Genomic DNA, 2,572 nt, shown 5'->3' on the forward strand with positions numbered 1-2,572 from the left:
GTAACATGGTCGTACATCAGGCCGGGATCCCCGCTCTGGAAATCCGTGCGCCCACAGCCGCGAATGAGCAAGGAGTCTCCGGTAAGAACGCGATCCCCATTGACGCGATAGGTCATGTGGCTGTCGGTGTGGCCCAGGGTGGCGATGGCCTCGATGGTGATGGATCCCACCTGCAGCGTTTCCCCATGGCCAATGAAGTGGTCGGCACATTGGGCTTTGGCCTGGACTGGCACCACCCCTTGGCAGCCGGTCAACTCGCGCAGCTTGCCCGTGCCGGTGATGTGGTCGGCGTGAACGTGGGTCTCGAGACAGTACTTCAACGTCAGACCCAGCTCTCGAATTAACTTCAAGTCCCGCTCCACCTGCTCCAATACGGGATCCACCAGCGCCGCCTCGCGGGCGTTTGGGTCTGCAACTAAGTAGGTGTAAGTGCTCGTCTCGGCGTCGAACAGTTGGCGAAATAGCATGTTACCCTTCTGTCTGTTGGCAAAGACCTGAACGCAATTTGGGCCTCTGGAAACACTATATAACCATTTAGTGTTAATATCAAGCCAGCACAGCCCTCAAGACGGTCTATGGATGGGGACGAGCTCGCGAAAGGCGGCAAAGACGAGCGCCAGTTGACCCTGACGCCAGAAGTGCTGACCAGCGTGGCGGAGTACTTCAAGGTTTTGGCGGAGCCCAGCCGCCTGCAGATCCTGTGTCAGTTGCGCTCGGGGCCCAAGAACGTCACCCAAATCCTAGAGGCCACTGGCATGGGCCAGGCCAACGTTTCCAAACATCTCAAGATCCTGGCGCAGGCAGGGATCGTCAGCCGCGAGCCCAAGGGCGTGAGTGTCTACTACCAAATTGCGGATCCCGTCTGTTTTGAGCTGTGCGAGGTGGTGTGCAGGCAGTTGATCAAGCGGCTTAAGCAGCAAGCTCGGCAATGGGAGCCGCTGGCGGCCCTTCACTCCAGCAGGCTGAGCAGCGAGAGCTCTTGAGGGGGTAGTGCCAGGAGAAAGCCCAGCAGCCCGAACTCCCCTCTCGTCTAATCCCACAAGTTCAGATCGGTCACCGCCCCCAGGCTGCTGCTGGAGACCAGCTTGGCATACTTGGCTAGAGTACCTCGTTTGTAGCGGGGCTCGGGCGGAACCCAGCGGGCGCGGCGGCTGGCCAGCTCCTCTTCGCTGACATGCAGGTGGAGGAGGCGAGCAGGGGCATCGATGGTGATCAAATCCCCTTCTTCCACGAGGGCAATGGGGCCGCCTACGTAGGCCTCAGGGGCCACATGGCCCACCACCATGCCGTAGGTGCCGCCAGAGAAGCGGCCATCGGTAATCAACCCCACGCTATCTCCTAGACCAGCGCCGATGATGGCCGAAGTAGGGGAGAGCATCTCCCGCATGCCAGGGCCGCCCTTAGGGCCCTCGTAGCGGATCACCACTACGTCCCCCGGTCGAATCTGGCCGGCGAGGATAGCCTCCAGACAGGACTCTTCCGAGTTGAAGACCCGCGCTGGCCCCGTGATCTTCGGATTCTTGACGCCGCTGATCTTGGCCACTGCCCCTTCAGGCGCGAGGTTGCCCTTGAGGATGGCTATGTGCCCTTGGGGGTAAAGGGGGCTGTGCCAGGGGCGAATCACCTCTTGATCTGGGCTGGGCTCGTCCGGCACGTCCCGCAGGACTTCGGCAATTGTTTGTCCAGAGATGGTGAGGCAGTCGCCGTGCAGCAAGCCGTGGTTGAGCAGGATCTTCATCACTTGCGGGATCCCGCCGGCCCGGTGCAGATCAGTGGTTACAAACCGGCCCGAGGGCTTGAGGTCACAGAGAACAGGCACGCGGGCGCGGATGGTCTCAAAGTCATCCAGCGTCAGGGGCACCTCTGCGGCGTGGGCAATGGCCAGGAAGTGGAGCACGGCGTTGGTGGATCCCCCTACGGCCATGATGACCGAAATGGCGTTCTCGATGCTCTGGCGGGTGATGATGTCCCGCGGCCGGATATTAGCTTTGATGGCCTCGGCCAAGACTTTGGCCGATTGAGCGGCACTTTCGGCCTTTTCTTCGTCCTCTGCCGCCATGGTGGAGGAATAGGGCAGGCTCATGCCCATAGCCTCAAAGGCGCTGGACATGGTGTTGGCCGTGTACATGCCGCCGCAGGATCCGGCACCGGGGCAGGCGTGGCGCTCGACTGCCAGCAGCTCTTCCTCAGAGATGCGGCCAGCACTGTACTCCCCTACCGCTTCAAAGGCGCTGACAATGGTGAGGTCGCGGCCATTGTAGTGGCCGGGCTTGATGGTGCCGCCATAGACGAAGATGGAGGGCACGTTGAGGCGGGCCATGGCGATCATCGCCCCCGGCATGTTCTTGTCGCAGCCGCCGATGGCCAAGAGACCATCCATGCTCTGGCCATTGACCACCGTCTCGATGGAATCGGCAATCACCTCCCGCGACACCAGGGAGTATTTCATCCCCTCGGTGCCCATGGAAATACCGTCGCTAATGGTGATGGTGCCGAAGACCTGAGGCATGCAGCCGGCCTCCCTCAGGGCAGCTTCAGCCCGCTCGGCCAAGGCTTGGATCCCGATGTTGCA

The 2,572-nt window shown here is 61.3% G+C and carries 3 protein-coding genes; 1 reads left to right on the forward strand and 2 read right to left on the reverse strand.

Annotated features, from left to right (window positions below):
* Positions 1–467 (reverse strand): MBL fold metallo-hydrolase (locus NW807_RS01250; protein WP_414425067.1); only part of this gene is annotated, 467 nt, incomplete at its 3' end.
* Positions 468–575: 108 nt separating this feature from the next.
* Here NW807_RS01250 and NW807_RS01255 point away from each other — a divergent pair.
* The gene (locus NW807_RS01255; RefSeq protein WP_414394072.1) at positions 576–983 is read left to right on the forward strand and encodes an ArsR/SmtB family transcription factor; all 408 of its coding nucleotides are present in this window, start codon (positions 576–578) and stop codon (positions 981–983) included.
* A 47-nt stretch (positions 984–1,030) separates the two neighbouring features.
* On the opposite strand, the gene ilvD is transcribed toward NW807_RS01255, so the two are convergent.
* On the reverse strand, positions 1,031–2,572 hold a 1,542-nt coding region (gene ilvD / locus NW807_RS01260), incomplete at its 5' end, for a dihydroxy-acid dehydratase (protein ID WP_414425068.1).

Origin of the sequence: Synechococcus sp. R70.1 (assembly GCF_047461675.1) — a bacterium.
Lineage (GTDB): Bacteria > Cyanobacteriota > Cyanobacteriia > Thermostichales > Thermostichaceae > Thermostichus.